Origin of the sequence: Dermatophilus congolensis, assembly GCF_900187045.1 — a bacterium.
GTDB lineage: Bacteria > Actinomycetota > Actinomycetes > Actinomycetales > Dermatophilaceae > Dermatophilus > Dermatophilus congolensis.
Map to the genome: position 1 here is coordinate 165,030 of NZ_LT906453.1, position 26,005 is coordinate 191,034.

At 61.7% G+C, this 26,005-nt stretch carries 20 protein-coding genes; 18 read left to right on the plus strand and 2 right to left on the minus strand.

All coding sequences use genetic code 11. The features are described 5' to 3' along the window. The first annotated feature begins 117 nt into the window (after positions 1–117). Genes CKV89_RS00670 through CKV89_RS00695 form a run of 6 tightly spaced genes read left to right on the plus strand, consistent with a single transcriptional unit; the run spans position 118 to position 7,520 of the window. A complete protein-coding gene (locus CKV89_RS00670; protein WP_028326894.1) occupies positions 118–1,332 on the plus strand; it encodes a toxic anion resistance protein in 1,215 nt (404 codons plus the stop codon). Positions 1,333–1,385: 53 nt separating this feature from the next. Continuing rightward, on the plus strand, positions 1,386–1,961 hold the full coding sequence (locus CKV89_RS00675) for a hypothetical protein (RefSeq protein ID WP_051277314.1): 576 nt from the start codon (positions 1,386–1,388) through the stop codon (positions 1,959–1,961). Between the two features lie 3 nt (positions 1,962–1,964). Beyond that, positions 1,965–3,368, plus strand: a complete 1,404-nt coding sequence (locus CKV89_RS12420; RefSeq protein ID WP_051277316.1) for an AAA family ATPase — start codon at positions 1,965–1,967, stop codon at positions 3,366–3,368. Further along, positions 3,365–4,186: a hypothetical protein gene (locus tag CKV89_RS00685; RefSeq protein WP_028326895.1), complete on the plus strand. Its 822-nt coding sequence runs from the start codon at positions 3,365–3,367 to the stop codon at positions 4,184–4,186. Before CKV89_RS12420 ends, CKV89_RS00685 begins: the two co-directional genes overlap by 4 nt. After that, entirely contained in the window at positions 4,183–5,340 is a 1,158-nt protein-coding gene (locus CKV89_RS00690; protein ID WP_051277318.1) for a hypothetical protein, read from the plus strand. The genes CKV89_RS00685 and CKV89_RS00690 overlap by 4 nt, the downstream gene beginning before the upstream one ends. Next, positions 5,337–7,520 (plus strand): serine/threonine-protein kinase, encoded by a 2,184-nt coding sequence (locus CKV89_RS00695; protein WP_028326896.1) that lies wholly within the window; start codon positions 5,337–5,339, stop codon positions 7,518–7,520. Before CKV89_RS00690 ends, CKV89_RS00695 begins: the two co-directional genes overlap by 4 nt. A gap of 313 nt (positions 7,521–7,833) precedes the next feature. On the opposite strand, the gene CKV89_RS00700 is transcribed toward CKV89_RS00695, so the two are convergent. Beyond that, entirely contained in the window at positions 7,834–9,087 is a 1,254-nt protein-coding gene (locus CKV89_RS00700) for an MFS transporter (RefSeq protein WP_154657542.1), read from the minus strand. A gap of 270 nt (positions 9,088–9,357) precedes the next feature. Between CKV89_RS00700 and CKV89_RS00705 the strand changes: the two genes are divergently transcribed. The 8 genes from CKV89_RS00705 (at position 9,358) to cydC (ending at position 19,239) form a co-directional block, all read left to right on the plus strand. Next, positions 9,358–9,669 (plus strand): tetratricopeptide repeat protein, encoded by a 312-nt coding sequence (locus CKV89_RS00705; RefSeq protein ID WP_157728060.1) that lies wholly within the window; start codon positions 9,358–9,360, stop codon positions 9,667–9,669. Next, positions 9,654–10,703 carry a PP2C family protein-serine/threonine phosphatase gene (locus CKV89_RS00710; RefSeq protein WP_051277591.1) on the plus strand — a complete coding sequence of 350 codons (1,050 nt, stop codon included), beginning with the start codon at positions 9,654–9,656 and terminating at the stop codon, positions 10,701–10,703. The genes CKV89_RS00705 and CKV89_RS00710 overlap by 16 nt, the downstream gene beginning before the upstream one ends. Positions 10,704–10,772: 69 nt before the next feature. Next, positions 10,773–12,050 carry a VWA domain-containing protein gene (locus CKV89_RS00715; RefSeq protein ID WP_028327431.1) on the plus strand — a complete coding sequence of 426 codons (1,278 nt, stop codon included), beginning with the start codon at positions 10,773–10,775 and terminating at the stop codon, positions 12,048–12,050. After that, positions 12,047–12,934, plus strand: a complete 888-nt coding sequence (locus CKV89_RS00720) for an FHA domain-containing protein (RefSeq protein ID WP_028327430.1) — start codon at positions 12,047–12,049, stop codon at positions 12,932–12,934. Before CKV89_RS00715 ends, CKV89_RS00720 begins: the two co-directional genes overlap by 4 nt. A 418-nt stretch (positions 12,935–13,352) precedes the next feature. After that, a complete protein-coding gene (locus CKV89_RS00725; RefSeq protein ID WP_028327429.1) occupies positions 13,353–14,807 on the plus strand; it encodes a cytochrome ubiquinol oxidase subunit I in 1,455 nt (484 codons plus the stop codon). Positions 14,808–14,826: 19 nt separating this feature from the next. Then, a complete protein-coding gene (gene cydB, locus CKV89_RS00730; protein WP_028327428.1) occupies positions 14,827–15,855 on the plus strand; it encodes a cytochrome d ubiquinol oxidase subunit II in 1,029 nt (342 codons plus the stop codon). 133 nt (positions 15,856–15,988) lie between these two features. Continuing rightward, positions 15,989–17,584 carry a thiol reductant ABC exporter subunit CydD gene (cydD, locus tag CKV89_RS00735; protein ID WP_034401245.1) on the plus strand — a complete coding sequence of 532 codons (1,596 nt, stop codon included), beginning with the start codon at positions 15,989–15,991 and terminating at the stop codon, positions 17,582–17,584. Beyond that, positions 17,581–19,239: a thiol reductant ABC exporter subunit CydC gene (gene cydC, locus CKV89_RS00740; RefSeq protein WP_034401244.1), complete on the plus strand. Its 1,659-nt coding sequence runs from the start codon at positions 17,581–17,583 to the stop codon at positions 19,237–19,239. The genes cydD and cydC overlap by 4 nt, the downstream gene beginning before the upstream one ends. On the opposite strand, the gene CKV89_RS00745 is transcribed toward cydC, so the two are convergent. Next, the gene (locus CKV89_RS00745; protein ID WP_095068404.1) at positions 19,236–20,867 is read right to left on the minus strand and encodes an alpha/beta fold hydrolase; all 1,632 of its coding nucleotides are present in this window, start codon (positions 20,865–20,867) and stop codon (positions 19,236–19,238) included. The two genes, cydC and CKV89_RS00745, sit on opposite strands and share 4 nt — an antisense overlap. 165 nt (positions 20,868–21,032) lie before the next feature. Here CKV89_RS00745 and CKV89_RS00750 point away from each other — a divergent pair, with 165 nt between their 5' ends. From CKV89_RS00750 to CKV89_RS00765, 4 genes are all read left to right on the plus strand, one after another. After that, positions 21,033–21,749: a DUF4282 domain-containing protein gene (locus CKV89_RS00750; RefSeq protein ID WP_084441120.1), complete on the plus strand. Its 717-nt coding sequence runs from the start codon at positions 21,033–21,035 to the stop codon at positions 21,747–21,749. Positions 21,750–21,808: 59 nt separating this feature from the next. Further along, on the plus strand, positions 21,809–23,230 hold the full coding sequence (gene purB / locus CKV89_RS00755; protein WP_028327424.1) for an adenylosuccinate lyase: 1,422 nt from the start codon (positions 21,809–21,811) through the stop codon (positions 23,228–23,230). Positions 23,231–23,390: 160 nt separating this feature from the next. Beyond that, a complete protein-coding gene (locus CKV89_RS00760) occupies positions 23,391–23,609 on the plus strand; it encodes a heavy-metal-associated domain-containing protein (protein ID WP_028327423.1) in 219 nt (72 codons plus the stop codon). Between the two features lie 99 nt (positions 23,610–23,708). After that, a complete protein-coding gene (locus CKV89_RS00765) occupies positions 23,709–25,988 on the plus strand; it encodes a heavy metal translocating P-type ATPase (protein WP_034401243.1) in 2,280 nt (759 codons plus the stop codon). The last annotated feature ends 17 nt before the right edge of the window (positions 25,989–26,005 follow it).

Sequence of the window (26,005 nt, forward strand, 5' to 3'; positions counted from 1 at the left end):
GTGCGTGAACCCGGTGGGTCATCGAAGCCACTGAACTGCTGGCACAACCAGCCGCACGGCTACGCCCACATACCACGCCATCACTCACGGGCCACCAGCCCGGAACAGGGGAGAACCATGACGACGCCGTTGCAGCCACCGGAGCCCGTCCTCAAACTGGAAGCCCCTGCGCCACCGCAACCCGTTGCCGCCACCTCCGCTCCCAAAATGGCCCCCGCCGTCCCCGAGAGCGCTATCCCCGCCCTGGACGACAAAGTCAACGAGTTCATGCGCGGCTTGGACGCCGCCGCAACCAAATCACCCGAATTCGAATCTCGCGCTGCCGAAGTACGAGGCATGGGCGACGCCGATATCCGCCGCGCCGCCGAATCCAGCAACCGCCTGCTCCAAACCCCCGTCAAAGCACTCAACGACGGCGAAATCAGCAAAGAATCCAAAGTTTCCAACACTCTGCTTGAGCTACGCCGCACCGTCGAAGACCTCGACCCCGGCAAAGCCTCCGTCGGTAAAAAACTCCTCGGTTTCATTCCGATGGGCGGGAAAATCACCGATTACTTCCGCCGCTACGAATCCGCCCAGAAACACATCGACGGCATCTTGCACTCCCTACGCAGCGGCCAAGACGAACTACTCAAAGACAACGCCGCCCTCAACGTCGAAAAAAACCAGCTCTGGGAGTCCATGGGCAGGCTTAACCAATACGTTTACGTAGCAGAACAACTCGACGCACGAGTCTCAGCTCAAATCACTGAACTAGACGTCAGCGACCCCGAACGCGCCAAAGCGATGCGTGAAGACGTCCTCTTCTACATCCGGCAGAAACACCAAGACCTACTCACCCAGCTGGCCGTGTCAATCCAGAACTACCTGGCCATCGACATCGTCATCAAAAACAACCTCGAACTCATCAAAGGTGTCGACCGGGCCAGCACCACCACCGTCTCAGCCCTGCGCACCGCGATCATCGTCGCCCAAGCCCTGAACAACCAAAAGCTCGTCCTGGAGCAAATCACCGCGCTCAACACCACCACCTCAAACCTCATCCAATCAACGTCCGAGATGCTGCGCGACAACTCCGTCACCATCCAGCAACAAGCAGCCAGCTCCACCATCGGCCTACCCCAGCTACAGGCCGCGTTCGCGAACATCTACCAAACCATGGACGCCATCGACCAGTTCAAACTGGAAGCGCTCGACAACATGGCTACCACCATCGGCACCCTCGAAGGTGAAGTCAGTAAATCCCGCGCATACCTCGACCGCGCCAAAAAAGTCGACGAACGCCACAACAACGGCACACTGAACATCGGCGGCCCCAACCCCCGCCCCTGAACCCCAAGCACCACACGCATCCGCACAAGCCCGTCCCAAGGAGGTGACCACCCGTGTTCGCTGACCTATTCGGCCGCAAAGAGACCCCCACCCCAGAAGAAACACACCCCGGCCCGCCCACCAGCGACCGGCTCCGGGAAGCTCTAGAAGCCACCGAAGCACTCGTGAACACGGGTGAAGTCCCCTCCCCCGTCACCGCACGCGTACTGCGAGTCACCACCGCAGTACGCGACACCCTCCCCCGCCTCGACGCCCTCGGCGCCGGATCAGCCACCGTGTACAACGTCATGGCCACCGCCACCGATTACCTCCCCGACGCCGTCAACGGCTACCTACGCCTGCCCCGCCGGTTCGCCGACACCCGCCCCGTCGACAACGGCCGCACCTCCCTCATGGTGCTCATCGACCAACTCGACCTGCTCGGCGCCACCATGGACAACATCTTCGACGCCGTCTACCGCGAAGACGCCAACGCACTCATCGCGCACGGACAATTCCTCGCCGACAAATTCGGCCACGGCAGCAGCACACCTGCTCTCAACCTCAGCGAAAACACCCCTACCCCGCCACCACCCACCGGCGAACCGGACCGCCTACAACCCCCAACCCCACCCGAAAACCCGAGGTAACCCGTGGACACACCACACACCAGCCCCCACGACCTCGCCCGGGCCCTCACCAACCTCACCGACCTGGCCCAACGAGCCGGAATCAACCCAGACACCGCCCGCATCGAAGGCACCACCATCGCTGCAGCCACCCTGGCCACCAGCCGCCCCAGCAGCGCCCACAACGCCTGGCAGGACGCCACCGGCGCCACCTTGACCGACTTCTTCACAGCCGCGACCCACGGGCGCCGCCACGAACACACCCCCACCCCCCTACTGACCCACCTCATCCACACCGGCTCCCCACACGCCAGCGCCTACGCCCACGCCCTAGCCCACATCGCCACCACCTGCGCAGCCCTGCCCGAAGCACCCGTCACCGCCGCCGGAAAAGCAACCCGCACCGCCACCACCCAAACCAACGCAACCGGCGCACCTGACACCAACGGAACAGCCACCTGGCCCGCCTCCAACGCCCTGGACCTAAGCAACCTCACCCCCTACCAGCCCACTACCGCTGCCCCACCCCCACTCGAAAACACCACCGCGCCCCTACAAAACACCCCCACCGAAACTGTCGAAGAACTCCTGGCCGAACTCGACCAGCTCATCGGACTGACCAGTGTCAAAACCGAAATCCGCCGCCAAAGCGCCATACTCGAAATGGAAGCCAAACGCCGCGCCGCCGGACTCAAAACCGCAACCCTCTCCCGCCACCTCGTCTTCGTCGGCAACCCCGGAACCGGGAAAACAACCGTCGCCCGCCTCGTCGCCAGCATCTACCACGCCCTCGGACTGCTCTCCCAAGGCCAACTCATCGAAGTTGACCGCTCCGAACTCGTCGCCGGATACCTAGGCCAAACCGCCGCTAAAACCGCCGAAATCGCACAATCCGCCTACGGCGGAGTGCTCTTCATCGACGAGGCATACACCCTCGCCGGAGACCAATACGGGCAAGAAGCCATCGACACCCTCGTCAAAGAAATGGAAGACCACCGCGACGAACTCGTCGTCATCGTCGCTGGATACCCCCGCCCCATGCAGGAATTCATCGACACCAACCCCGGCCTAGCCAGCCGATTCCGCACCACCATCACCTTCGAGGACTACAGCGACGACGAAATCGTCTCCATCCTGACCACCCAAGCCAGCAACTGGGACTACGACCTCACCCACCGAGCCCAACAACGCTTCCGCGAAATCCTCGCCGCCACCCCACGCGACCACACCTTCGGCAACGGACGCTTCGCCCGCAACATCCTCGAAAACGCCATCAGCCACCACGCACTACGCCTGGCCAACATCACCGAACCCACCACCGAAGAACTCCGCACCCTCGAACGCAGCGACATCGAAAACCGCGACCACACCCCAGAAGAAACCGCCGCCCCCACCACCACACCCCAGGAGGGCGAAAACCCACAATGAGCGCCACCCCCCACGCCACAGCAACACCCCCCGCCACCACCACACCAACAACAACCCCAGCCACACACACCATCACCACCAGCCCAACAACGCCCACACCACGGCGACGCAACACCCGCGCCCGACTACGCACCTGGTCAGCGGCAGCCATCGCCACCGGCACCCTCACCGGAGTCGTCGGCATGGGCGCACTCGGCCTAGCCTCCCCACGTACCTCCACCTACAACAAAGCCCTCAACAACGCCACCACCATCGCCCAAACCCTGCCCGCCGCCGCCCAACAAGTACGCATCGCCCCCGACACCCACTCCGCACGCAACCACTTCACCGCCGCCGCCACCGACCTCGCCTCCCGCATCCCCCACCTAGCCGCAAGCGCTCCCACCACAGACACCCCCACCTACCAAACCGTCGCCCACAAACTCGCCACCTACATCGCCACCGTCAACGCCGGCACATCCACCACCGACACCGACACCGCCTTCACCAATGACGTCACCACCCCCCTAGTCGCCATGAGCGACAACACCACCCCCCTGCTCGCCACCAGCCTCTACACCCTCACCGCCCTCACCGCCCTTGGCACCCTCATCGGCGCCAGCATCACCCTGGCACGCACCACCAAACGCCTCATCAGCCTGCCCATCCTCACCGGCGCCGTGCTCCTGAGTACCTGCACCGGCATCACCGCCACCAACCTCCTAGGCACCGGCACCCTACCCACCTTCGCCGCAGGCGCCCTTACCCTCACCGGCAGCGTCCTAGCCGGAATCCTCACCGCCAGAGGCATCAACAAACGCGCCCAGGAGTACCGATGACCACCACCGCCCCCACCCCACCAGGCACCCCAGGCACCGACACACCCGCCACCGAACTACTCACCTACCTCAACGACCTCGGCCACTGGTGCCAAACCCGCCGCACCGAACTGGACGAACTCGACGCCACCGCCCTCAAAACCCCCGGCAGCGACCACCTCACCAGCGACATCGTCCTGTCCATGACCCTGTGGCAAGCCATCCACACCCGCTACACCACAATCACCACCCTCTGGGACAACGGCCGCGCCACCGAACCCCAACGCACCCACATCACCAGCCTCATCTGGGGAACCCTCGAAGACAACCACACCAACAACAGCCTGGCCATATCCCTACCCGAAGCTTGCAGGCTCTCCGACACCCTCGTCTCATCCCTACGCGCCAACCTCGGACTCCACGGCCCCAACCCCGCACACCACAACCGCGTCCACGCACTACGCACCTGCATCGAACGCATCCGCGACCAAGTCCATCTCATTCCTGCCCAGCACCGCAGCGACGCCCAAAACACCCTTATCAACCTCGACCGCCGCGTCGTCGACATCACCAACCGATATAACCGCGGAGCCGACGTCGGCGGCCTACTACCCGCCCTCGAAACCGACCTTGCCCTGACCGAACGCAACCTCATCGTCGCCGCAGGCACCCGCGCCAACACCAAACACGCCCACAACGCTGCCCTGACCCGCCGCGAGGAACTCAACACCACCGCCAACGAAATCCGCGCCCTCGCCAGTCAGGCCGCCCACACCCTAAACACCCCACCGCGCCTTGGCATCCCCGACCCCAACGCACTCGGCGAACCCCCAACCGAACCAAATGAACTCGCTAACTACACCGCGAAACTCGACCGTGTAGCCCAAGCACTCGAACACGCCCGCAACACCTTCACCACCGCACTAAGCCACCACCAAAACACCCTCACCCACGCCACCACCACCGCACACACAGCCCGAACCCTCACCACCCCCCACGCCACCGAAGACCTCACCCCCCTGCTGGCCGCACTCGAAACCGCCACCACCACACACCCCGCCGACACCACCCGCATCGCCGCACTCACCGCCGCCATCGACGCCTACACCACCACCTACACCACCCAGGACAGCACCACCCAGGACAGCACCACCCAGCAAGGAAGCTCCCGATGACGGACACCTACCCCTGCACCAACACCAGCTGCCCCGGCCACTACACCGACGGCTACTGCGACTACTGCGGCACCCCCAACACACCCACCACACCAGCCCCACCAGAAAACACCACCAACACTGCTCTGCCCGACGAACGCGCCGCCATCGTCACCCTCGGCTCAGCACGCCACAACGCCACCCGCCGCCGCGTCCGCCCCCAACACACCCGCACCACCGGACTCGGCACTGGCCTGACCGTCGTACCCGCAACACCACCAACCCCACCCGAAGACAACATCCTCACCAACCCAACCGTCCCCGAAAACAAACGCCACTGCTCCACCTGCCAAACCCCCGTGGGACGCAGCCATGACAACACCCCCGGAAACCCCGAAGGCACCTGCCCAAACTGCGGCACCCCCTACTCCTTCACCCCCAAACTCACCCCCGGCGAAATCGTCGCCGGACAATACGAAATCACCGGCCCCCTCGCCCACGGCGGCCTAGGGTGGATCTACCTTGCCCGCGACCGCAACGTCTCCAACCGCCCTGTCGTCCTCAAAGGCCTCCTCAACGCCGAAGACGCCGACGCCGCAGCAGCCGCCGAAGCCGAACAAGCCTTCCTCGCCCGCGTCGAACACCCCCACATCGTCGAGGTCTACAACGTCGTCACCCACAACGACGCCGGATACACCGTCATGGAACACGTCCCCGGCACCAGCCTCAAAGACATCCTCAAACAACGCCTCCGCGAGGCTGGCGGCACATACAACCCACTACCTGTAGAACACGCCCTCGCCTACATCCACGGCATCCTGCCCGCATTCACCTACCTCCACGACGCAGGAATGCTCTACTGCGACTTCAAACCCGACAACCTCATCCACATCGGCGACCAAGTAAAACTCATCGACCTCGGCGGCATGCGTGCCATCGATGACCTCGACTCCCCCATCTACGGCACCATCGGCTACCAAGCCCCCGAAGTCCCCGACGTAGGCCCCTCCATCGCCTCAGACATCTACACCATCGGACGAACTCTCGCCGTCCTCACCAACGAATTCCGCGGCTACCAAACCACCTACGCAACAACTCTCCCACCACGCGACCAACTACCCGCCTTCAGCAACAACGACCCCTTCTACCGCCTCGTCGCCAAAGCCTGCGCCCCCGACCCCGCCGACCGCTTCCAAAGCATCGACGAACTACGCACCCAACTCCTAGGCGTACTACGACTGACCGTCCTCGACTGCGACAACCCCACCACTGCACCCCAATCCGCCCCCTCACACCTCTTCCACTCCCCCCTAGTAACCAACGAATCCCTCGCCTGGTGGGAACTACCAGCCCTACGCCCCGACGAAACCGACCCCTCCCGCGCCGCCGTCGCCTCCATCACCGACAACGACTCCTGGAACCGCCTCAACGCCCTACGCACCATCCCCCGCCGCACCCCCGCAGTCATGCTCGCCGAAGGTTGGGAACACCTCCGCCTCCACGACCACACCAAGATCACCACCACCGTTGAAGAAATCCTCGCCGCAGACCCCTGGGAATGGCGCGCACTATGGCTCCACGCCCTCTCTGCCCTCCACCAAGGCGCCCTGGAGGAAGCCATCAACAGCTTCACCAGCGTCTACCACCAACACCCCGGCGAAATCGCCCCACACCTAGGCCTAGCTCTGGCCCACGAACTCAACGGCGACACCACCAACGCCCGACGCGAATACCTCACCTGCCTACGCACCGACACCAGCTACACCACCGCAGCCGCATTCGGCATCGCACGCACCCACATCCGCGACGGCAACCCCGACCACGCCATCGCCGCCCTCGACCTCATCCCACCGGGCACCACAGCTCACGGCCGCGCCCAGTGGCTACGAGCCGAGCTATCGACACACACACCCGGATACGACGCCCTTGACCACGCGTGGCGCAGCACCGAAAACCTGCCCGTCACCCCCATCGAACGCGCCCGATTCCGCGTACACCTCTTCAACACAGCTCTCCAACGCATCACCAGCACAGGAGAAAAACCCAAAGAAACCCTCGACGGAATCCGCATAACCAAACGAGCAGTCCGCCTCGCTCTATCGGATGCCTACCATAGGCTGGCGACCCTCACACCCAACGAGCGCGAACGCGCCGCACTCATTGACACCGCTAACGAGGTACGTCCATGGACCCTAATCTGAACAAACAAGACGACAACACCACCGAAAACGAAAACACCGAAATGCCCATCCTCGACGGATGCGCACCCACTGTCATCGAACGGTGAGATCGTGAACTCGGCCTCTGTGTCCGTGATGTGCTGCTCAGCCCTTTCCCAGTAGACCCGAGGGTCGTTCCCTGAGCATGAGCACCCCAGCTGAGTACGAGAATGCTTGCTACGCCACCTCAGCCGAGAGATGGCTCTCATAGGAGAGGCACGAAACTCGCGACGCTTTACGCCGCTACCAACCGGCTCTCACAACGGTCTCGCCCACCCCCGTCTCTAGTTTTGGGTCACGACCCGGCGGTTAAGTCACGAGACAGACATCGAACTGCGGGCGACAGGAGCACTAAGGAACTGGTCACTACGACGACAAACCCGCTGATGGCCATCGCGAACCGTGCCTGTTCCGGGGATGAGACGACGAACCCCGCGAGTAATTGTCCCGCAGGCATCGCCGCGAATGAGGCGAAGAAATCGATCGCGAAGACCCTCCCCAGGTGGGACCGCGGCACCTGCCGCTGGATGGCTGTCCGTGTGACGACGTCGAAGAACTGGGTACCAGCGCCAGCAACGAAGCTCATGCCCAGGACGAAATACCAAGGCATCCCACCAGCCAGGGCGAAGCATGCGAGCGAGAAAAGCCCGATTGCCACGACAGCCCAGGTCCCGGGCCTTCGAAGTCGATCCACGATCGCTCCGGCGAGGGGGGCACCAGCCAGACCCCCCACTGCGAAAGCGGAGAGTGTCGCCCCATAACCGTATAGATTTCCACCTCCTTCCGCTGCAACAAACGGCAGGAGAACCATCCACGGGCCGACGGCGAGAAGGACATGGACCAGAGCCATGAGCTCGAGAACCCCTGGCCATTTCAGATCAATCACTACTCGGAGGCCATCGAGCGCTTCTCTGACCATGGAGACGGGTTTATCCCCTCGCGATTCGGCCAGAACCTCCAGACGATGCCTACCTGCGATCAATACCGCCAAAGTGGACACCACGAACGTCGCTGCGTCGATGGTCAATGCAGCATTAACCCCAAATTCAGTGACTACCACAGCACCCAGCGCCGGCCCAGCGAATTGCCCCGTACCACGCAGCACGTTACTCGACGCATTTGCCGATGCAAGCGCAGGATCAGCCACTAGCTCGGGAATGAACGAGTCATAAGCCGGTTCGAAGATGGCCTCACCGGCGCCCATGATAAACGTCATGACTGCCAGCACCCACAAGGGAGCGTCTAAGCCCATCGCCAGGAGACCAAGGATGGCCGCTGCGCGAATCGCATCGCTCACCATCAGCAGCTGCACGCGACTCAGCCGATCCGCTACAACTCCGGCCGCGACGATAAGCAAGCTGAGCCCCAAGAAGCGTGCGCCGAACACAACGCCCAGAGACATCGGAGTTTCATCACGGTGCGATAGGACCGCCACCATGGCAATCGGGAAGAGCTGATCCCCGAGGAGCCCGACCAGCTGCCCGGACCAGAGCCACCGAAAACCCGGAAACGCAAATGCTCGCTTTCCGTTTGGTGACCTAGTAGTCATGCGTTCGCCCACGCCCACGATCACCAGTCCTTAGAGGCCTCAAGCGCGTCATCAACTTCAGCGAGGAGGACCGCGCCGACGGGGGTCAACTCCGCCGTGTTGTAGAGCACATCAAGAGTACTTCGGACCACCGCTCTCCACTCTTCCAGATGTTTGACTATGTCCGTACTCGGCACGGCCGGCACCCCCTGCCGCAACATTCGCGCCCAGCGCAGTGTCCAGCTGTCAGCAGATAGGTGTTGCGGCCCTTGCGGGCGGACAAACCCGGCCGTGCACCAGTACCCGATGCCGGCGGTAGGGGACGCCCTTGACCACGCGTGGCGCAGCACCGAAAACCTGCCCGTCACCCCCATCGAACGCGCCCGATTCCGCGTACACCTCTTCAACACAGCTCTCCAACGCATCACCAGCACAGGAGAAAAACCCAAAGAAACCCTCGACGGAATCCGCATAACCAAACGAGCAGTCCGCCTCGCTCTATCGGATGCCTACCATAGGCTGGCGACCCTCACACCCAACGAGCGCGAACGCGCCGCACTCATTGACACCGCTAACGAGGTACGTCCATGGACCCTAATCTGAACAAACAAGACGACAACACCACCGAAAACGAAAACACCGAAATGCCCATCCTCGACGGATGCGCACCCACTGAACCCCTGCCCGTCCTCGAACAAGAAGACTGTGACGAATGCGACGGCGCATACGAGGACGAATACTGCAACACCTGCGGCACCGCACGACCCGACGACCGCATGCACTACACCATCAATGCAGGTAACGGCGTCGCAGCAGCCTGCGACCGCGGTATTCGACACCTCACCAACGAAGACGCAGTCGCCGCCTGGAGCCACATCGACGACGACGGCAACCGCCGCATCGCCATGGTCGTTGCCGACGGCGTATCCACCGCACGCAGATCCGAACGAGCCAGCGAAGCAGCCGTCAACGCGGCCATCGACGTACTCCGCAACTCCAGCTCTCTTGGAGTCGGCGAACTCGACGCCGCATTCACCGACGCACTCGAACACCGACTCACCGACGCAGCCCAAGCCGCATCCGACGCCGTGGCCACCATCAGCCACAACATCGACGACTCCCCTGAACTATCCAACATCCCCAAAATCGGCGAACCCGCCTGCACCTTGGTCACCGTCGTCGTCGAAGGCAACCACGTCGCAGCCAGCTCCATTGGCGACAGCCGCGCCTACTGGCTGCCCGACATCAACGACGACAACGAAGAAGAAGCAACCCTTCTCACCACCGACGACTCCTTCGCCAACGAACAAATCCGCCGAGGCATGTCCCCCCAAGAAGCCATGCGCGGCCCCCAAGCCCACACCATCACCGCCTGGCTCGGACTCGACGCACCCGACATCGAACTCGCCGTCACCCACTTCACCCTCGAATCATCCGGATGGCTCATCGTGTGCAGCGACGGACTATGGAACTACGCGGCCGAACCTCGCCACATCCACGCAGCCCTACGCCACGCGACCAACACACTCTCCGACGACGCCGCACCCGTGGACATCGCTGAAGCACTCGTGGCATGGGCAAACGCCCACGGAGGACACGACAACATCACTGTCGCTCTGGCCCGCATCGACTGCTGAAACCACCCCTCCCGGCATTAGCGCCCTGCCGGGACTCACCCCACCACACCCGCCCAGGAAGGAACCACTGTGGCTGAATTCACCTGCACCGTCTACCAAAACGAATTCCTTCCCGAGCACGGCACCGATGTCCACGCCATCGTCACCGTCAACTGCGCCAACGCAGGAGCAGCCGGACAAACCGGCAGCGGCGATGCCGGCGAAGTCATCGTCGTTGACACCTCCGGCTCCATGGAAGAAACCGGTGTGGCCGCCGCACGCATCGCCGCAGCAGCCGCCATCGACCAAATCCTCGATGGCGTCTGGTTCGCCATCGTCGCAGGCAACCACCAAGCCCGCCTGTGCTACCCCGACGGCCACAGCGCTGCCATGGTGCAAATGACCCCCACCACCCGCGCCGCCGCCAAACAATCACTCGCCCGCCTCTACGCCGACGGCGGCACCGCCATGGGCACCTGGCTCCTAGCCGCAGCACAACTGTTCGACACCGTGCCCGCCCTAACCCAACGCCATGTGCTTCTACTCACCGACGGCGAAAACCAGCACGAAACCCCCGAACAACTCACCCATGCCATCGACCTGGTACGCGGCCGCTTCCAAGTCGATGCCCGAGGCCTCGGCGCAGCCTGGGTCGTTGACGAACTACGACGCATCGCCAGCGCACTCATGGGCACTGTCGACCTCATTCCCCACTACAACGACATGGCAACCGAATTCGAACAGCTCATGCGCACCTCCATGAACCGCGGAGTCGCCGACGCCCGTCTACGCCTCTGGGCCCCACAGGGAGCGGAAATCCTGTTCGTCCGCCAAGTCGCCCCAACTCTGGAAGAACTCACCAACCGACGTGAAAGCATCAACCCCCTCACCGGTGAATACCCCACCGGTGCCTGGGGCGATGAAAGCCGCGACTACCACGTCGCCATCCGTCTGCCTGCCAAAGCCATCGGCGCCGAACAACTCGCCGCCCGCGTCCAAATCGCCATCGGTGGCACCATCGCCACCCAAGGCCTGGTCAAAGCTCGCTGGTCTGCCGACAACACCCTCACCACTCACATCAACCCCGAAGTCGCTCACTACACCGGCCAAACCGAGATGGCCACAGCCATTCAGCAGGGCTTGGCAGCCAAATCCATCGGAGATGACCACACCGCAGTCACTCGCCTAGGTCGCGCAGTGCAGCTCGCCGAACAGTCCGGCGATGCCGCAGCCGCCGAACGCCTTTCCCGCGTAGTCGATATTGACGACGCGGCTACTGGCCGAGTCCGTCTCAAACGCAGCGTCAACAAGCTCGACGAAATGGCACTAGACACCGCCTCCACCCGCACCGTCAGGGTCAGAAAATGACCTCCTGCCCAGCTGGCCACCAGTCAGCCTCCACCGACTACTGCGACACCTGCGGCTGCCCTATGCGAGTCGTGCATCAATCAGCAACAACTGCTGCGCCACCTACTGCCCCTGCCACGTGCAGCGCACCGCAGACCGTTACATGCCCCCATTGCAAAACCAGCAACCATGCTGCCGATTTCTTCTGCAAACACTGCGGCTACGACTTCACCACTGGCTCGCTACCCACTACGCTCCCCCAGGCAGAAAACACACCAGCAACTCCCTCACCTGCTTCTGTTGCACAGCCATCAGGAGCGCGCGAAGCCGCACCAGAACCGCCTCAACCCACGCTTTCCTCACCAGCAGCGCCGCAACCACCATCAGCACCTGAACAGATCGCGCCCCAGCCCGCCCCGCCTGACCCCGAACCCACCACGCATGTCCGCCGCCCGGCCTTCCGCCCCCCGAACACCCAACCTGCGCCCCGCCGCAGCGACTGGGTTGCCGAGGTTTGGGTTGACCCGGCCTGGTTTGCGCTGCAAGAAGGCGAAGGAGTAGCCCCATCACCAGGGCCACCAACAATCGTCTCGCTGCGCAACACCACCGCGATGATCGGACGCACCTCGGCCTCACGTGGAATCCACCCAGAGATTGACTGCGGCGTCGACACAGCCGTCAGTCGCTCTCACGCCAAACTCACCACTGACGGCAGACGATGGTGGCTTGAAGATCTTGACTCAGCCAACGGCACTTTCATCGGCGACGCCACCGGCACACCGCCGGAAAACGCGATCCCCGCGGGCCGCAAAGTCGAGATCGATATTGATGATCGTGTGTGGCTTGGAGCGTGGACCCGGATTGTCGTGCGCCCTGCTACGTCCATGGAGCGAGATCTTTCCTGAGAATCAGGACGCTCCGTGATGCCCACAACGCCTCATAAATATGCGCTGCAACTGTCAAGTGACGCGTTTCACATTCTGTGTTTTTGGAGACAATAAGGCCTCGCGTGCCCTATGGGCATTCACCTCGCCAGCGCTACCTACCCCTCTAAAACACTCTCTTAAATCCTTGTAGGTCAGGCGTTTTAGACGTTGGTTTCAATGCGATAACAATCCAGTGAGCCGAACGCTGTCCATACGCAAACTGACCTGCACGTCAACACAAACACCACATGTGTCATGACACATGTTCAGTACCCCCTAACGACCCTCACCCACGCCAGGCGATTGCCGAACAATACGCAAGAACACGCGTCAAGCGCCGCCGCACCCCCGGCCCGCGCGATGTCGCCGTTCAGGCACCCGAAGAGAAAGAGCCGGCATGGACGTACTCGACCTCGCGAGATGGCAGTTCGCGATCACCACCGTCTACCACTTCCTATTCGTACCGATCACGATCGGCATGTCCGGGATCGTGGCCGCGTTCCACACTGCCTGGGTACGCACGCACAACCCCCAGTGGTACAAACTCACCAAGTTCTTCGGGAAACTCTTCCTGATCAACTTCGGCCTGGGCCTAGTCACTGGCATCGTGCAGGAATTCCAATTCGGCATGAACTGGTCGGACTACTCCCGATTCGTCGGTGACATCTTCGGCGCGCCCCTAGCATTCGAGGCACTCCTCACCTTCTTCCTCGAATCCACCTTCATCGGGCTATGGATCTTCGGCTGGGGCCGCATCCCCGAAAAAATCCACGCCCTATCCATGTGGCTCGTCCACATCGGCACGATGATGTCCGCTTTCTTCATCCTCGCCGCCAACTCCTTCATGCAGCACCCCGTCGGCTACCGCTTCAACCCCGAAACTCACCGGGCTGAACTCACCGACTTCCTGGCCGTGCTGCTTAATAAAGTCCAGCTCGTCACCTTCCCCCACGTCATCTTCGCCGCCTACATGATCGGCGGAGCCGTCGTCATGGGCGTATGCATCTACCACCTGCACCGCCACACCGTCGAAGCCAACAGCAACCGCGACGCAGGCCTTTACCGCCGCGCAGCCCGCATCGGCGCCGTCATCACCCTCGTAGCCTCCCTGGGCGTCATGATCACCGGCGACCTGCAAGGCAAAGTCATGACCGACGTCCAGCCCATGAAAATGGCCGCGGCCGAAGCCCTCTACGAAACCGAATCCCACGCCCCCTTCTCCGTGTTCAGCACCGGCGACCTGTCCGGCATGAACGCCACACACTGGATCCAGGTCCCCGGCCTGCTGTCTTACCTCGGTAAAGGCGACTTCAACGCCCAAATCCAAGGCATCCACAACCTCCAAGCAGAGATGGAGCACAAGTACAGCGGCAACAAAATCACCACACCGCCCAACGGCAGCTACTCGCCCTACGTCCCCGTCACCTACTGGACCTTCCGCCTCATGATGGGGCTGGGCTTCGTGGGCACCTTCTTCTCCCTCGTCGTACTCTGGGCCACCCGAAACAAAGCCAAACCGAACACCTTCGCGAACAGCTTGTGGGTCTGGGCCGCAGTCCTGATGCCTCTATCCCCCCTGTTCGCTAACTCTTTCGGCTGGCTCTTCACCGAAATCGGCCGCCAACCCTGGGCCGTTTACGGACTCATGACCACCGGGTCAGCCGTATCCCCCAGCGTCACCACCACATCCGTTCTCATCTCGATGATCGTCTTCACACTCCTCTACGGAGCCCTCGCGGTCATTGAGGTCAAGCTGTTCCTCAAATACACAAAACTCGGCGCCGAAGCAGCCGGAGAACCCGCCGCCATCACCGACCGCAACGACGACGACCAGCTCGTCTTCGCCTACTAAAAGGCACGGAGAAAGCGCCATGGAACTCTCGACACTCTGGTTCATCCTCATCGCCGTCCTATGGATCGGCTACTTCGTCCTCGAAGGCTTCGACTTCGGCGTCGGCATGCTCCTTCCCTTCCTCAGCAAAGGCGAAGACGAAGCCGACACCGAACGCCGCAAACGCGTCCTGCTGACCACCATCGGCCCCCACTGGGACGGCAACGAGGTATGGCTCCTCACCGCCGGAGGCGCCACCTTCGCAGCATTCCCCCACTGGTACGCCACCCTGTTCAGCGGCTTCTATCTCGCCCTGCTCCTCATCCTCGTAGCCTTGATCATCCGTAACCTCGGCTTCGAATACCGCGGCAAAGGCTCCACCGACACCTGGCGCCGCAACTGGGATCTAGGCATCACCATCGGCTCCTTCGTCCCGGCATTCCTGTGGGGCGTCGCTTTCGCCAACATCGTCAACGGCACCCCCATCGACGAAAACATGGAGTACACAGGCAACCTATTCACCCTGCTCAACCCCCTAGGCATCATCGGCGGCCTCACCACCCTGACCCTGTTCCTCACCCACGGAGCCATCTTCGTCTCCCTCAAAACCGACGGACAGATCCGCCACGATGCCCGCGCACTAGCCACCAAAACCGGCATCGCCACCGCAGTCCTAGCAGTCATCTTCCTGTCCTGGACTAACCTCAACACCGGCAACGCCGCCTCCTGGGCTTTGACCGTGATCGCCGCACTCGCCCTTGTTGCCGCACTCGCCTGCAACTTCAAAGGCCGCGAAGGCTGGGCATTCATCGGCACCACCGTCACAACCCTCACGGCCGTTGCCAGCCTGTTCGTGGCGCTGTTCCCCGACGTGATGCCCTCCACCCTCAACCCAGAGTGGTCCATCACAGCTGCCAAAGCCGCCAGCTCCCACTACACCCTGGTCATCATGACCGGAGCAGCGGTACTCTTCGTGCCCATCGTCTTGGCCTACCAAGCCTGGACATACTGGGTGTTCCGTAAGCGCATCACCACCGCGCACATACCCGAACACGCAGCAACCTACTGAGCACCATCTAGCGCTGAGGCCCGCTCCACCTGTCCTACACAGGCGAAGCGGGCCTCAGACACATCACCCAACCGCCGATTCCACACATACTCCCCCAATAACCCAGTCCACCACGCCGGAGAAGGAACTGCGGATGCGCCCCCTCGACCCACGCCTACTACGACTGGCACCCGCCGTCCGTGGCCCCATCCTCGGCCTCATCCTCCTGGGACTCATCAACGGCCTCGCCGCCATCGCCCAAGCACTCACCGTCGCCGGACTCATCCTCGCCGTCGTCCGCGATCACAACAGCTGGAGCGACATCGGCACCGCCTCACTATGGGTAGCCCTCGCCTTCGCCACCCGCGGCCTAGCCACCGGCGCCACCGAACTACTCGCAGCACACGCCGGATCCACCGCCTCCACCCACCTACGCGACCGCCTCCTGGCCACACTGCTCACTCAACCCGCCGACGACCGACCCGACCCAGCCACCGCGCTCCTACACTCCACCAACGGCGTCACCGCTATCGAACCCTACGTAGCGCGCTACCTACCCTCACTGGTAAACGCCACAATCCTGCCCGTAGCCACCATCGCCGCCATGCTCTGGCTCGACTGGCAAACAGCCCTCATACCGATCCTTACCCTTCCCCTCCTACCCCTCTTCGCCGCCCTCATCGGCGCCGCCACCGCCGAAGCCACCAACGCACGCCTGACCACCCTCTCCCGCCTCTCAGGACACTTCCTCGACGTCATGCGAGGACTGCCCACCCTGGTCACCTACGGCCGCGCCCACCGCCAAGCCGACGTCATCTCAACCGTCAGCCACAACAACCGCCGCGCCACCATCGCCACCCTCAAAATTGCCTTCCTCTCCTCCGCCGCCCTCGAACTACTTGCCACCCTCTCGGTAGCCATCGTCGCCGTCTGGACCGGCATCGCCCTGGCCGACGGACGCATGGAACTAGCCATCGCTCTTCCACTCATCCAACTCGCCCCCGAGGCTTACTGGCCCATCCGCCGAGTCGGCACCGAATTCCACAACGCCGCCGATGGCGCCAAAGCCCTCGAGACCATCGCTCACCTCATCGACAACACCACCAACACCCCCACCACCAACACCTCCACCGCTGCCCACACAGACGCCCTCACCTACCGGTACGCCCCCCACCTACCCACCGTTGTCAGCAACATCACCGCCACTTTCCCCACCGGCCTGACCGTCATCACCGGCCCCAGCGGCGCAGGAAAAACCACCCTGCTCGAACTCCTCGCAGGACTACGCCGCCCCACCAGCGGCACCGTAACCGCACCACCAGCACATCTAGTCACCCAACGCCCTTTCCTCATCAACGCAAGCCTGCGCGACAACCTGCTTCTCGGCACCCCACCGACCACCACCGACAATGAACTACACACAGCTCTACACACTGTCGGACTCGCAGACCTACTCAGCTCACTCCCCTGCGGCCTGGACACCACCATCGGTGATGACGGTTTCGGACTGTCCGCCGGACAACGCGCTCGAATTGCTCTAGCCCGAGCTCTGCTATCCACCGCGCCGCTGATCCTCCTTGACGAACCCACCGCCCATCTCGACGCGACCGCTGAAAAGTACGCCCACGACGCCATCGTCAGCCTCGCCGCGGATCGCATCATCGTCGCTGTCACTCACCGTGATGGGCTCGTCAACTTGGCCCAGCACACCCTCGACATCACCCCGGCCACCACGGAGAAAACCCCATGAACCGCCGTATCGTCCCCGGCATCACCGGCGCAGCATTCACTGGTGGTCTCGCCCTCAGCAGCGGGCTCGCGCTGACTGCCGCTTCCGGGTGGCTCATCGTGGCTGCGTCTTTCAAGCCTCCCATCCTCACGCTCCTGGCCGTCATCGTGCTTGTGCGCGCATTCGGTATCGCCCGTCCACTCTTGCGATACGTCGAACGTATCCGTAGTCACGACGCCGCTTTGGCCCAACTTGCCGAAGAACGCACCCGCGCGTATCGATCCCTCATTCCGCTGACCCCCGCACGGCTAGGGCGACGTGGCAGAGGTGACATCCTCGCCAGCATCGTTGAGGATCTTGATGACGTCGTGATGGCACAGATCCGCGTCGTGGTGCCTATTGTGTCGCTGCTCGTCACTGGAGCTGTCGCTGCGCTGGTGGGCGCTGTGTTTCTTTTTTCTGCTGCTGCTGTGGTCGTGGGTACTGTGGTTGCGTGCGCCCTCGTCGGGTTCCTGGATCACCTCATTGAAAAACGCACCCAGGGTTCTGTCGTGGCTGCTCGCGCCCGTGTCTATGAGCTAGCTACCACCATCACCACTCACGCCGATCAGCTCACCGCCATCGGCGGTACCGGCGCGATGCTCACTCGCTTACGGCAAGCTGAAGACCGCCTCACATTCGCGCTGCGGGCCCAGGCAGCTGGTCGTGCTGTGGGGGCTTGTTTTGCCCCCGTCATCACGGTCGTTGGGGCTATCGCTATGGCGCATGTGGTTACGCCTTACATCGATCGGGGCCTGCCTACACCTGTAGCGGCGCTGTTGGTGTTGATCCCTATCGCTTTGGGTGAGGCTGTAGGAGCCATTCCCGATGCGATGGGTGCCCTTGCCCGAGCACAAGCTGCCCGAGCCCGCCTCGGGGTGATTTTGAACCAAACTCCGGCTGTTGCTGCAGAAGAAACTGCGCTGGCGGCTGAGAAAGCAGGAAGTAGCCACGAGGAGCATGTGGCGCCTGTACGTAATGTGGCAGGTATTTCGTTGGCAGTCCGTGATCTCACCGCGAGTTGGGATGGCAAGCGCACTGCTCTGCCTGCGCTGACGACTTCTGTTGCTCCGGGTACTTTTCTTGCTGTCACCGGGCCCAATGGCTCTGGTAAATCTACTTTCCTAGCGGTTCTGGCTCGTCATTTGGATCCTTCGTCTGGTGTGTATTTGCAAGACGGTTCGGATGTTCTTGGGCTGCCTTTGGCGGCAACGCGTGCGGCTATCGCTGTTGTTGATGATGAGACCCATATTTTGGCTAGCACTTTGCGTGAGAATCTTCGTTTCACGTGCCCGGGTGCTGATGATGTGGCGCTTGTTGATGCGTTGCGTCGGGCTGGGCTTGGTGTGTGGTTTGAGGGGCTTCCTGAGGGGCTTGATACGCGTCTTGGCACTGGTGGCCAGGGTGTTTCTGGTGGGGAGCGTACTCGTTTAGGTATTGCTCGTGCGTTGGCTTCGGGGCGTGCGTTGTTGCTTCTTGATGAGCCGACGGCTCATCTTGATCATCCGACTGCGGTGGCGGTGCTTGCTGATGTTCGTGCTGCTCAAAAGGATCAGACCGTGGTTCTTGTCTCGCATAGGAGTGAGGGCGTTGCTGAGGCTGATGCGCAGTTGGAGTTGGGGGCGGTGCGGGGTTAGGGGTTGAGGTCGTTGTGGAGGTCGCCGAGGACGGGGTAGAGACGGTTTTCGTTGGGTAGGGGGGTTCCTGGGCAGACGATATCGGTGGCGGGGAGTTTTCCGGTGGTGAGGTAGGTGTTGATGAGGGGGGTGGCGCAGGGGTTGCCTTGTAGGTAGGTGCCGTGGCTTCCTTCGTCTTCGATGCCGATCATGCGGGTGGCTGGTTCGGCGCGGTGGGCGGTGAGGGCTCCTTCGAGGGGGGTGGCTGGGTCGAGTTCGGCTTGGATCATGAGCAGGGGTGGTAGGGGTGTGTTTGGGGTGGGGGTGGGGCTGGTTGGCCAGTAGGCGCAGGGATTAGTGAGCCATTCCCAGCCGATGAGGGGGTAGGCGCGGCCGAGGGTTTGTCCTTCGTGTGCGTAGGAGTTTTCGTTGTCGTGGTGGGGGGTGTCGTTGCATTGGATGGCGTTGTAGAGGGTGTCTTCGGGGGTGGCGGGTCGTTGGGTGGGGTGTGGGGGTGGGATAGGGGTGGGGGTGGCGGGTGTTTTTTGTGTGTGTTCTTTGAGTTTGGTGAGTTGTTGGGCGAGGTTGAGGAAGCCTTCGTTGGAGTAGAGGTTGGTGATGGTTTGTTGGTCAAAGGCGCGGGCGGTGGTGTTGGGGATGTGTCCGTTGGCGATGGCTGTGCGGATGGTTGTGTAGGTGGTTTTGGTGGCGTGGGGGGTGTTGCCGAGGTGGTAGGTGGTGTGGTGGCGGGCGAGCCAGGGGAGGAATTGCTGTTCGAGGCGGCGTTGGAAGCCGCGGGGTTGTTGGGCGAAGCTGTTGCGCCAGGTGGTGGTGAATTGGGTGTTGCCGTCGAGAATGAATCGGCCGGTGGTGAGGGGGTGTAGGCGTGCGTAGGTGGCGCCGAGCCAGGTTCCGGCGGAGATGCCGTAGAAGTCGATGGTGGGTGTGTTGAGGATGCGGCGGGTGAGGTCGATGTCGTGTGCGGTGGCGGTGGTGGATAGGTGTGCTAAGAGGTGGCCTTGTTGTTGGTTGCAGAGGTGGACGGTGGTGCGGACGGCTTTTTGCATGTTGGTGATTTGGGTGGGTGGTGCGTTGCGTAGTTCGGTGTAGCCGTCGTCGATGGTGGGGCAGTGGATGGGGGTGCTGTTGTCGCTGCCGCGGGGGTCTATGGCGATGATGTCGTGGGTGGTGAGGAGGTTGGGGTGTTTTGTGGCTAGGGCTGGGGCGAGCCATGCGGCGGGTGCGCCGGGTCCTCCGGGATTGACGATGAGGGTGCGTTTGGGGGGTGTGGGGTGGTTGAGCAGTTCGGTGGGGGTGCGGGTGTGGTTAGGGGGTGGTGGGGGTTGGGTGCTGCGGACGCGGGTGAGGTGGATGGTGATGGGGCCTTTGGTGAGGTTGGTGTGGTCGAGGGGGGTGCGGATGTTGGCGCATTCGATGTGGAGGTTGGTGGTGGGTTGGGTGGTGATGGGTGTGCAGTTGTTGGGGTTCCAGTTGGGTTTTTGGGTGGTGTAGTGGTTCCAGGTGGTGGGGTGGGCGATGGTGGGTGTGTGGTGGTTTGGGGGTGGGGTGGGTGCGAGGATGGGGGTGGTGAGTGTGGTGGCGATGAGTACGGCGGTGAGTGTGGTGTGGTTTTTGGGTGGGGTTGGCATGTCACCTCCTTGGGGTGTGCGTGGTTGTTTTGGATTGTGTACGGCTCGTAGCTTTGTATATACCCACTGTTTTTGGGGGTTTTGGTTGCTGGCGTTTTGGTTGTTGGCTGTTGTTGGTAGTTGCGTTGGGTTGTTGGGTTTGTCGTTGTGTGTTGGGAGGTCCTGATGGCTGTTCCGTCTGAGGGTGAGAAGGCTCGTTCGCAGCGTGGTGTGTCGTTGGGTTCGGTTTCGGATGTTTCGGGGGCGGGTAAGGGTGTGTCGGGTTCGTCTTCGGTGTCTGAGGGTGGTGTTGAGGCTTCGGGTTGGGCTGCCCCTGGTGGTGTGGAGGGGTCGGGGCCTGCTCCTGGTGGGGAGGGTGATGTGGTGGTTGAGCCTAGTGGAGCTGAGGGTCGGGGGGTTTCTGATGGGGCGACGTTGTGGCATTTGAGTGGTGCGCCGTTGCCTTCTGGTGGTGATGGGTGGGGTGTGAATGCGTCGTCGGGGTGGTTGCGTCCGCGGGCTGATCCGTTTGTGTATGGGAAGGGTGTTGGTGGTCAGCGTTCTGGTGTGTCGGTTCCGGTTGAGGATTCGGTGCCGGCGGGTGATGAGGCTGGTGTGTGGGCGTTGACGGATTTGTCTTTTCAGGTGCGTTCGACGCGTGCTTTGGCGCCGGTGGTGTATGTGGCGGCGTTGGTGGTGTTGGTGAGTGTTTTTGTGGTGAGTGTGTATGTGTCTGCGATGGATGCTGCGGCTTCGGGTAGTGGTCTTTTGGGTACGGGTGTGACGGTTGTGGTGGGGTTGGCGATGGTGGTTTTGGGTGGGGCTTTGATGAGGTTGGTGTTGGAGTTTTTCTGCAATGTGGCTGATGTCGCGGCGTGGGTGGCTTCGAGAAAGGAACGGTAGTGGGGGTGTGAGGGTGGTTGGCATCGGTTGGGGGTGCGTGTACGTGGCAGGATGTGCGTATGCAGTCGTTGGCCTCGATCACCCCGCCCATTGCTCTTGGAGCTCTTGACGGTCGTTACCGTCCTGCCGTTGCGCCTTTGGTTGATTACCTGTCGGAGGCGGCGTTGAACCGCACGCGGGTGCAGGTTGAGGTGGAGTGGTTTATTCATTTACTTGCTGATCGTGTTGTTCCGGGTACTCGTGAGTTGAGTGCGGGGGAACGTGATGGTTTGCGCGCTCTGGTTGATGAGTTCTCTGCGGTGGATATTGCGGAGTTGGGTGAGATTGAGCGTGAAACTGTTCATGATGTGAAGGCGGTGGAGTATTTCATTAAGCGTCGGCTTCCGGAGATTTTGGAAGGTGGCGCTGATGAGGCGGCACGGTTGGGTGAGCTTGTGCATTTCTGTTGCACGAGTGAAGACATCAATAACTTGTGTTATGCGTTGATGGTTCGTGGTGCCATGTCGAATGTGTGGTTGCCGAAGGCTAATGAGTTGGTGGACTTGTTGGCTTCTCTTGCTGATGGGTTGTCGGATCAGCCGTTGTTGGCGCATACGCATGGTCAGCCGGCTACGCCGACGACGATGGGTAAGGAGATTGCGGTTACTGCGCATCGTCTTCGTCGTCAGTTGCGTCGTATTGAGGCGGCGGAGTATTTGGGTAAGTTGAATGGCGCTACGGGGACGTATGGGGCGCATGTGGCTGCGGTGCCGGGGGCTGATTGGCCGAAGGTTTCGCGTTCGTTTGTTGAGGGTGTTTTGGGGTTGACCTGGAATCCGTTGACGACGCAGATCGAGTCGCATGATTGGCAGTCTGAGTTGTATGACGATGTGGCGCGTTTTAACACGATTCTGCATGCGGCATGTGTGGATGTGTGGACGTACATTTCGAAGGGGTATTTCGCGCAGGTGCGTGGTCAGGGAACGGTGGGTTCTTCGACGATGCCTCATAAGGTGAATCCGATTCGTTTTGAGAATGCTGAGGCGAATCTTGAGGTGTCGAATTCTCTTCTTAATGTGTTGAGTTCGACGTTGATTGAGTCGCGTTTGCAGCGGGATCTGACGGATTCGTCGATGCAGCGCAATATTGGTACTGCATTGGGGCACAGTGTTTTGGCTTTGGATAATGTGCTTCGCGGTTTGAATGGTTTGGATGCGGTTCCGGAAGCGATGTTGGCTGATCTTGACGCTAACTGGGAGGTTTTGGCTGAGCCGATTCAGACGGTGATGCGGGCGTTGGCTGCTGCGGGTACTGCGGGTATGGAGAATCCGTATGAGCGGTTGAAGGAGTTGACGCGTGGGCATCGGGTGGGTGCGCAGGAGATCGCGGTTTTTGTGAAGGGGTTGGGGTTGCCTGCTGAGGTGGAGGCGCAGTTGTTGGCGTTGACTCCGGAGAAGTATGTGGGGCTGGCGCCGCAGCTGGTTGGTGACTATTTGTCCTGAGGGGCATAGGTTTTGATGAGTGGGGTAGGTCTCGCTCGTAGGTTGCTTGAGGCGGGCTTTGCGTTGTGCGGGCCCGCTTCTGGCGTATATGCAGGCTCCTAGACTGATACCCCCTTGGGGTATACGGTGTCGTTGTAGTCGACCTGTGAATGGAGTTTTGATGAACACCACTGACATCACGATTTCGGGTATGACGTGTGGCCATTGCACGTCGGCGGTTACGAGTGAGTTGCTGGAGGTGGAGAACATCAGCGGGGTGGATATTGTTTTGGTTGCTGGTGGTGATTCGTCGGTGAAGATCACGCATGAGGGCTCTCTTGATGAGGGTGCGGTGCGCGCGGCGGTGGCTGAGGCCGGGGATTATTCGGTGTCGTTCTGACGTGCTGCTCTCCACGCGGGCGCCGTGGCAGGGCGTGGGTGTCTCTGGCCGTGTGTGTTCTGTAAACGCAACCCCTGAACAGTGAGAAAGGAATCGCCCGTGTCTGTCGAGACCACTCCCAGGGAGGCGGAGTTCGCCATCGCAGGGATGACGTGCGCGTCGTGCAGCTCTCGCGTGGAGCGCAAACTGAACAAGCTTGATGGGGTTGAGGCTTCGGTAAACCTCGCTACGGAGAGGGCTCATGTCACGTTCGGTGAGGGCGTGACGGTGGAGGAGCTGATTGAGGTAGTGGAGAAGACTGGTTATTCAGCGACTTTGCTTTCTGGGGATGCTGATGGCCAGGTGGGTGATTCTGCTGGTGTGGGGCAGGGCGCGCCCGTTGATGTTTCGGCGGGCATGTTGATTGCCCCCGGTGGCAGTGTGTGGAAGCGGTTGTTTGTGGAGCCGTCGATGCAGACGCGTGCGGTGGTTGCGTTGGTGTTGGCGATTCCGGTGGTGGTGATTGCGATGGTGCCGCCGGTGATGGCGGCGTTGGGTGGGGTGCGTCCGTGGGTGGAGTTGTTGTTGACGGTGCCGGTGTATTTCTGGGCGGCGTTCCCGTTCCATCGTTCGGCGGTGGTTAATGCTCGTCATGGTGGGACGACGATGGACACGTTGGTGTCGATTGGTATTAGTGCGGCGTTTTGGTGGTCGTTTGTGGCGACGCTCTCGGGTGGAACGCAGCATATGTATTTTGAGACTGCTGCGGTGGTGACGGCGTTTTTGTTGGTGGGTAGGTCGGTGGAGCAGAAGGCCAAGCATCGTGGTCAGTCTGCGTTGCGGTCGTTGTTGGAGTTGGGTGCGTGTGAGGTTTCGCTGTTGGTTCCTGATGGGGCGGGCAGTTATGCCGAGCGGCGTGCGGGTGTGGCTGAGTTGAAGCCGGGGATGTTGTTCCGGGTTCGCCCGGGTGAGAAGGTCGCCACCGATGGTGTGGTGGTTGATGGGCGTAGTGCGGTGGATGCCTCGTTGGTGACGGGTGAGTCGATGCCGGTTGATGTGGCTGGTGGTGACGAGGTGACGGGTGGGACGTTGAATACCTCGGGGACGCTGGTTGTGCGGGCTACGCGGGTGGGGTCGGAGACGACGTTGGCGGCGATTACGCGTTTGGTGGAGCGGGCGCAGACAGGTAAGGCTCCGGTTCAGCGTCTTGCTGATCGGGTGTCGTCGGTGTTTGTGCCGGCAGTGTTGGTAATTGCGGTTGTGACGTTGTTGGGGTGGCTTGGTACGGGGCACCTGTTTACGGAGGCGTTGCAGGCTGCGGTGTCGGTGTTGGTGATTGCGTGTCCGTGTGCGTTGGGTTTGGCGACACCGACGGCGTTGTTGGTGGGTACGGGGCGTGGCGCTGAGTTGGGGGTGTTGATTAAGGGTCCAGAGATTCTGGAGAGCACGCGTGCGGTGGATACGGTCGTGTTGGATAAGACCGGGACGGTGACGTCTGGGTCGATGCATGTAACGGCTGTGGAGACTGCGGGGAAATTGACGAAGACGGCTGCTTTGCAGGCTGCAGCGTCGGTGGAGGCTGGTAGTGAGCATCCGGTTGCGGTGGCGATTGTGGAGGCGGCTAAGGAGCGTGGGGTTTCTCCGGTTGCGGCTTGTGATTTCACGGCGTTGCCGGGTGCGGGTGCGCGGGCGGTTATCAAGGGCACGGAGGTGCTGGTTGGTAAGCCTGGCTTGTTTGATGTGGTGCCCGATGAGTTGGCTGATGTGGGTGCTGGGGTGGCTGGCACGACAGTGTTTGTGGGGTGGGGCGGTAAGGCTCGTGCGACGGTGACGGTCACTGATGAAATGCGGGTGAGTACGCCTGCGGGTGTGGATCGGTTGCATGAGTTGGGGTTGGAGACGTATCTGCTGACTGGTGATAACGAGTTCACGGCGAAGTCGGTTGCGGCGGAGGCGGGTATTGCTTCGAGCAATGTGATTGCAGGTGTGCGTCCGGAGCAGAAGCATGCGGTGGTGCAGCGGTTGCAGCGGCAGGGCAAGGTTGTCGCGATGGTGGGTGATGGTGTTAATGATGCGGCGGCGTTGGCTCAGGCTGATTTGGGTTTGGCGATGGGCTCGGGAACTGATGTTGCGCGAGAGTCAGCCGATATTGTGTTGATGCGCACAGAGGTTGCTGCGGTGGCTGATGCGATTGGTTTGTCGCGGCGGACGTTGATGATTATTAAGCAGAATTTGTTTTGGGCGTTCGCGTATAACGTGGTGGGTATTCCGTTGGCGGCGTTCGGTGAGTTGGATCCGATGTTTGCTGGTGGGGCGATGGCCGCGTCGAGTGTGATTGTGGTGATGAATTCTCTGCGGTTGCGTGCTTATGCGCGTGAGCGGGAGGCGGTTGCGGCGTAGTTCTGCTGTGGGGTGGG

Bases quoted from the DNA above. Each gene is read 5' to 3' on its own strand.
- CKV89_RS00670 (WP_028326894.1), top strand. From the start codon at position 118: ATGACGACGCCGTTGCAGCCACCGGAGCCCGTCCTCAAACTGGAAGCC.
- CKV89_RS00685 (WP_028326895.1), top strand. From the start codon at position 3,365: ATGAGCGCCACCCCCCACGCCACAGCAACACCCCCCGCCACCACCACA.
- cydB (WP_028327428.1), top strand. From the start codon at position 14,827: ATGGAACTCTCGACACTCTGGTTCATCCTCATCGCCGTCCTATGGATC.
- CKV89_RS00760 (WP_028327423.1), top strand. From the start codon at position 23,391: ATGAACACCACTGACATCACGATTTCGGGTATGACGTGTGGCCATTGC.
- CKV89_RS00725 (WP_028327429.1), top strand. From the start codon at position 13,353: ATGGACGTACTCGACCTCGCGAGATGGCAGTTCGCGATCACCACCGTC.
- CKV89_RS00750 (WP_084441120.1), top strand. From the start codon at position 21,033: ATGGCTGTTCCGTCTGAGGGTGAGAAGGCTCGTTCGCAGCGTGGTGTG.
- CKV89_RS00745 (WP_095068404.1), bottom strand. From the start codon at position 20,867: ATGCCAACCCCACCCAAAAACCACACCACACTCACCGCCGTACTCATC.
- CKV89_RS00695 (WP_028326896.1), top strand. From the start codon at position 5,337: ATGACGGACACCTACCCCTGCACCAACACCAGCTGCCCCGGCCACTAC.
- purB (WP_028327424.1), top strand. From the start codon at position 21,809: ATGCAGTCGTTGGCCTCGATCACCCCGCCCATTGCTCTTGGAGCTCTT.
- CKV89_RS00720 (WP_028327430.1), top strand. From the start codon at position 12,047: ATGACCTCCTGCCCAGCTGGCCACCAGTCAGCCTCCACCGACTACTGC.
- CKV89_RS00700 (WP_154657542.1), bottom strand. From the start codon at position 9,087: ATGACTACTAGGTCACCAAACGGAAAGCGAGCATTTGCGTTTCCGGGT.
- cydD (WP_034401245.1), top strand. From the start codon at position 15,989: ATGCGCCCCCTCGACCCACGCCTACTACGACTGGCACCCGCCGTCCGT.
- CKV89_RS00690 (WP_051277318.1), top strand. From the start codon at position 4,183: ATGACCACCACCGCCCCCACCCCACCAGGCACCCCAGGCACCGACACA.
- CKV89_RS00710 (WP_051277591.1), top strand. From the start codon at position 9,654: ATGGACCCTAATCTGAACAAACAAGACGACAACACCACCGAAAACGAA.
- cydC (WP_034401244.1), top strand. From the start codon at position 17,581: ATGAACCGCCGTATCGTCCCCGGCATCACCGGCGCAGCATTCACTGGT.